This window comes from Rhodopirellula sp. JB055, from assembly GCF_043100905.1.
Taxonomy (GTDB): Bacteria; Planctomycetota; Planctomycetia; order Pirellulales; family Pirellulaceae; genus Rhodopirellula.
This window is the reverse complement of record NZ_JBICHO010000535.1, coordinates 1-5792: the sequence shown is the minus strand read 5'-3', so window position 1 is coordinate 5792 and position 5792 is coordinate 1. Positions and strand designations below refer to the sequence as shown.

Annotated in this window: 6 protein-coding genes; 1 reads left to right on the top strand and 5 read right to left on the bottom strand. The window is 56.3% G+C overall.

Annotated features, from left to right (window positions below):
- Both ACF8AM_RS20855 and ACF8AM_RS20850 read right to left on the bottom strand, forming a co-directional pair.
- Nucleotides 1-934 (bottom strand): DUF4340 domain-containing protein (locus ACF8AM_RS20855; protein ID WP_392557502.1); only part of this gene is annotated, 934 nt, incomplete at its 3' end.
- Between the two features lie 38 nt (nt 935-972).
- Entirely contained in the window at nt 973-3708 is a 2736-nt protein-coding gene (locus ACF8AM_RS20850; RefSeq protein WP_392557501.1) for a Gldg family protein, read from the bottom strand.
- On the opposite strand from ACF8AM_RS20850, the gene ACF8AM_RS20845 reads away from it, so the two are divergent.
- Nucleotides 3692-3919, top strand: coding sequence for a hypothetical protein (locus tag ACF8AM_RS20845; RefSeq protein WP_392557500.1), 228 nt, complete (start codon nt 3692-3694; stop codon nt 3917-3919). The two genes, ACF8AM_RS20850 and ACF8AM_RS20845, sit on opposite strands and share 17 nt — an antisense overlap.
- A gap of 141 nt (nt 3920-4060) precedes the next feature.
- On the opposite strand, the gene ACF8AM_RS20840 is transcribed toward ACF8AM_RS20845, so the two are convergent.
- The 3 genes from ACF8AM_RS20840 to ACF8AM_RS20830 form a co-directional block, all read right to left on the bottom strand.
- Complete coding sequence (locus ACF8AM_RS20840; RefSeq protein WP_392557499.1) at nt 4061-4864, bottom strand: ABC transporter ATP-binding protein; 804 nt, start codon at nt 4862-4864, stop codon at nt 4061-4063.
- 122 nt (nt 4865-4986) lie between these two features.
- Entirely contained in the window at nt 4987-5163 is a 177-nt protein-coding gene (locus ACF8AM_RS20835; RefSeq protein WP_392557498.1) for a DUF6800 family protein, read from the bottom strand.
- A gap of 393 nt (nt 5164-5556) precedes the next feature.
- On the bottom strand, nt 5557-5792 hold a 236-nt coding region (locus ACF8AM_RS20830), incomplete at its 5' end, for a hypothetical protein (protein ID WP_392557497.1).

The window sequence follows — 5792 nt, the reverse complement described above, 5'->3', positions numbered from 1 at the left end:
CCGTGACCAAAACTTTGTCCGCACGCAGGTTGGCTCTCATGCCTTCCGGTTTGCGTACGACATCGACGATCTTCAGGTCGTCGAGTGCATCCTTGATTTCGTTCAGCTTGGATGTGTTGAGTTCCTTGTCGGCTGGCATTTGCACGACCTTTGGGTCAGCCATCGCATTTTTAGAGTTGTATTCCAACAACTCGTTCAACGCCCAATCGGCGCCATCCATCACAAACTTAGCCGTGTAGTTTCGTTCCAGAGCAACGCTTCGTCCGGAGAGCGACGCGGAGTAGTCTTTGACGACCGCTTCCTTGATGTCGATGCTGCTCATCTGCAGCAAATCTTCTTCGATCCAATCTTGAAACTTGGTCGACAAGACCGAGTCGTCCATCTTCACGACATACACCGGATCTTGCCCGGGTTTTCGAACGTAGATCTTGCCGTCTTCGTTCTTGACCGGATTGCCGATGATCAACGAAGCGAGCGTTTGCTGCGACTCATCTTTGAAAGTGACCAAGCGTCCCACGCCGGTGTCGCCAACCTGTAAATCTTCCAGCTTGGGTTCCACCACACCCAGCGCCGCATGGTCGCCTTGGTTTTCGGTTTGAACATCCAAGATGTTCAGCCCCACCAACGCGTTGGCAGCGTCACGCATCTGCTCCACCGCATCGGCCGGATAGCCTTTTCGCGAAGGGATCGTCCACTCGCCGGTCTCCGCATCGCGGCGGACTTCGAATGTTCCCAACTGACCTTGCTCTTCGTCGAACGTGATGATTTTCAAGTTCGACGCGGTCAACGGATCCTTGAACTTCTCAAAGAGCGGTTTCCCAGGCGTGTAAGGCGATTCGGTTTGAGTCGATGCGGGCCACGCCACAAACAATCCCACCGCGAGCATGACAGCCGCGGCAGCCCAAAACGCTCCGGTCTTCTTTCCTTCGTTCACGATTGCAGTCTCTATGAAATTGTTTGGTTGATGGAGGGTTATTTCAGGCGGCTCTTGCTGATGTTTTCGCGTTCACGCAGACGACGTGAAGCAAACACCATGATGCCGACGATCAACGGCGGGATGCAGGGCAGAACCACCGCGGCCGTTTTGACTTGATTCTGAATCGCGGTGACTTCTTGTTCCGCTTCGCGACGAACATCTTGGATCTTTTGCTCGCGTTCGTTCTGCAACTTGGCTTGCTGAACGTCCAAAATCCGCTGCTGGTTGGCTTGCTTGATTTGGAATGCCGTCAGCTTCTCACGCAGGACATTCTGAGGAACGGCCCCGCTTTCGCGATCTTTCTGCAGTTCCTCGATTTCTTCACGCAACGCCTGCACTTCTTGATCGCTCTTTTCCTGAGCCTCGCGAATCGTTTCGTCGTACTGCGTTTGGAACTCACGACTTCGTTTGCGAACCAAGCTGGCCGCTTCCTCTTTGACCGAATCGATCATTCGCAAGCTGGCGTAGATCGGCTCGTGATTTCGAACATCGATGAAGCTGGTGTCGCCAGTCAACCAATCGATCACGTTCAAAGCAAACGTCACGTTTTGGAACTGGAATCGCATGTCCGAAATCTGGTCGGGATCCGCTCGAATGAGCAAGAATTCCGGCAAGATGATGTCCATATCGGCGACGTAGACCGCTTTGATACCAGCGGACTCTTCTTCGCTGCCTTCGGCGGACTTGTCTGATTCGATCGCCATCGCGATCGGCGCGTTCGGATTGACGCCTTGAATCTCTTGTGCCAACGACGTTTGCCCCGTCATGACTTGTCCAATCACCTGCGATGGCAAAGTGCCTGACAAAGGCCCAGTTGTCAGCAAAGCGGTGTGTTTCAGCGTCGCGTCTTTCTTCGCGTAGACCGCACCACCGAAAATCGCCAGCACCTGACGCAGACCGCTGGTGATTGGGCTGTCGTCGCTGAGCGCTTCGCCGGGCTGAACCCCGCGTGCTTGCTCGTCGATGAACAACCAAAGTTCGTTAGCAGTTTCGAGGTTGGGATAAGGATTGTGTTGCTGCCAGACCAATTCGGGGCTGAACAAACCCTGCATGCCAGGTTGGCCAGGAACGTTCAGTTCCAACACATCCCACAGTTGGCGAATGTCGCCCTTGGGCGACGCACCACCGCCACCGAACATGCCGCCCTGTGCCTGTTTGGCGTCACCGGTTGCGGTCACGTATTGAGCACCAATGGGGCGCGGGTCTTCGAAGATCGCCGTGGGAACACCAGCTTGAATCGCAGCGGTCAAGCGATCGAATTGTTGAGGTGCCAGCGACGAAGGCTGAACGGCCACCAAAGCGTCATACATTCCCGGCATGATCGGCCCCGACAGATCGACTTCTTCGACGTCGTATTGTTTTGCCAGTTCATCGATCAGCGGGTGTTTCTCAACACGCTGCATCGACATGCCACTCATGACCGTGCCGCCCATCAAGCGAGCGTCGGTGGCGACGATCCCCAGTCGTTTTCGCGAACCGCGAGCGACAGTGTTGATACTGCGAACGAGTTCGTATTCGACAGGAATCCCGTATTCAAAGATCGGCACAGTGACTTTTTCGAGGCCCGAACGAAACGCGGCACCGAGAATCAATTGCTTCTGAGTGTAGGCCCCTTTTTCACGGAACATCCGCGTGACGGGTTCGATGCCAAAGCGATCTGCGGCCAAGGCAGCGTCTTCGCTGAACAAGTCAATTCCGTCGTACAGATTGACCTCGATCGTGCGACCGTTCTTCGCCGCTTCGCTGCGGAATTCCTTCAGCAAGTTGACCAACTCGTATCGAGTCTTGGCATACAGTTCGGGGACTTCCTTGCTGATGAACGCGTCGATCACGATCGGTCGATCGTCGTCGAGTTCGCGGATCAGTGTCTTGGTGGCGTCGGCCAGCGAGCTGACTTTGCCCTCCGTCATGTCAGCTCGCACAACATCTTTGCTGCGGAAGAACATCACCGCACCGACGGTGAACAACACGAGCGCCAAAGCTCGGGCGACGTAGTGCCACGCCATTGAGTTGCCGTCTTTGCCACCGGTCCAGTGACGGCGTCCGATCAAAACCATGCAGACGTACAAGGCGACTGCGGCAACCAAGATGAAGTAGATGATCGACGAAGAGCTGATCACGCCACGGCCGAAGTCATCGAACGGGCGAGCGATGCCGCTGTCGCGAACCCATTCCGCGACTCGTTGGCTGGGGCTGACCGAATCGGCCAAAGAAGCGAACGCGAGCGGAGCATTGAACAACGCACCGAGGATGAAGCCGACCGTCAGGTTGCCGGTCAAGAACGAGGCGATCATGCCGATCGCGATCATCGCCAAACCGACAAACCAGTAACCCAGATAGGTCGTGAAGATCAGTCCCGTGTCCAGGCTGCCTTCAGTGAGGATGGCAAGTGTCGTGAAGGTGCTGAGTTGGCTGAACAACAACGAGGCGGTGAAAATCGCCGCGGCCGACATGTACTTCCCGATCACGATGTCGAAGTCATCGGCGGGCAACGTCAGCAACAACTCGTCGGTGCCTTGACGTTTCTCTTCCGCCCAAATGCTCATCGTGATGGCTGGGATGAAGACCAACATGATCACGGGGAACCAGTAGTTCAGTTGATCCAGCGTGGCCAAATTCGAGTTGAAGAACTCGTAAGGCCAGAACGCGGCAACCGAAGTCAGGAACACGAAGATACACAGGAACACGTATCCGGTCGGGTTGCTGAAGTAGCCAATGAAGTTTCGCTTCATCACCGCAAAAGCGGCTCGTTTAGTGCGGGCCAATGCAGAAACGATCATCAGCAAGATCAACAGAAAGATTGCATCTTTCGTGAGCAAGCTGATCAAGGCCATCGAGACGTTGTTGAGCGCCATGGTGGTACTGGAAAACAGTGGTTGGAGTGCTGGGTTCAGGAGCGATCAAATCAAGGACGTGAAGAAACGTCTCGGGCGAAGCGCTTGATGGGGCAGGCCCGTCACGCTTTCACCGCCAATCCGACCGCGGGAGATCATCGTCAGGGTGTGTCATTGTTCGGCGATCCCGTCAGCCTGGGGCCGAACAGAAAATCAAACCGAATGGGAGTTCAAAACTCGAACCCGAGGCTCACGCCTTTTCGTCAGGTTCGGATTCGGATTGTCCGGTCAAGTGATGGAACGCTTCGTCCAAGTCACCTTTGCCGGTGGTTCGCAAACCTTCGACCGATCCGTCGTAGACCATTCGGCCTTCGTTGATCATCACAACGCGATCGGCCATCGCCTCGACTTCTTGCAGAATGTGCGTGCTGAGGAGGATCGTTTTGGTCTCGCTGAGACGCCGCATCGTTTTGCGAACGCCGCGAATTTGGTTGGGGTCCAATCCAGCGGTCGGCTCGTCCATGATCAAAACATCGGGTTCGTGCAGCAGAGCTTGGCTCATGCCGACCCGTTGCTTGAATCCTTTGGACAGTTTGCTGATCGGTTTGTACATGACCGACGACAGGTCACAAATGTCGACCACCGCGTCAATCCGATCGCGTTTGATGCGAGGCGACAGGCCGCGAGCATCGGCGAAGAATTCCAACATGCCCTTGGGAGTCATTTCGGGATACAGAGGCCCATTTTCGGGCAAGTACCCCAGGCGGCGACTGCCCGCGATTCGGTCGTCCATCATGTTGTGACCGGCGATCCGAGCGAACCCTTCGCTAGGAGCGATGTAGCCGGTCAGCATCTTCATCGTCGTGCTTTTACCGGCACCGTTGGGGCCGAGAAAGGCCACCAATTCACCTTCGCCAACGCTGAAAGTGACATCGCGTGCGGCCGCGAAAGGGCCATAGAACTTACTCAGCCCCACCGCTTCGATCATGGGTTTTCGACCGCCCGCTGTGGATTCGGGGGAGGTCGTCGTGTCCGCCGTTGTGGCTGTTGCCATCAGTGTCGTACCCGTCTTCTATCGTGGAAGAAATGGTTCAAGAGCGCTTGCTACGCGGCTGTGTCGAGCACGGTTCGCAAGAATTGCCGGTCGCCACTTTTAAACCGCGGGCCAAACGTTGATCAGGCGAGGCCTTCACGCTTGATGATGACGTCCGCGCCAGGAGTCAGCTTACGAAGCTTGCGAGCGGCTTCGGTCTTTTCCATCGTACCAGCCTTAACGCGTTGCAACAGGTTGATGGTTTTCTTGCGACGAGCACGCAGACGAGCAATTTCGCGACGACGTTCGGTTCCTGCCATGAGGATGCTTCCGTTGTGATGGGATGTGATTCAGAAATACGGTCCAACGAGAGCCCCGAAATACGGGACCACCGGCGCGGACCGCCAGGCGAATCTGGCATTATCGCGCTCGGTGGTCGTTGCGAAAGGGGTCAATCGGCGGAATCACCGGCTATCATTGGCGTGACGCCCCTCCCACCCCGATCTCCCCACCCATCGACGAGCCCTACCGAATGAACCTTTTGCAACAGCTTCCTCTGGATCGAAGCAGGCAGGCATACCGGAGGGCTCGCGTCCTTCCGCTAAAATCCCCAGCGATTGACGGCCAATTGATCGCGGATGGGCGCGAGCCCTCCGGTTCCACTTCACCGAAGCCGCGGCCAACCACGCTCGCCCTGCTAGCCACCATTCTGCTCACGGTGTCACAACTCTCACCGACGTACGCGGCCGATCCGGCAGCCGGAACAGCTCGCGAAACTCCGGCTGGATCTGAATCGCTGCTCGACGGCCCGCTCGCCACGGCATGCCGCCCGTGATCGACGGAAGCACCAGCAACACGGCGACGATCAAGCCGACCAGTGTGGCGACGATGCCCCAAACAATCGTTGCCGTCGCAAACAAACGGACAATGCCGTCATCATATTGAAACT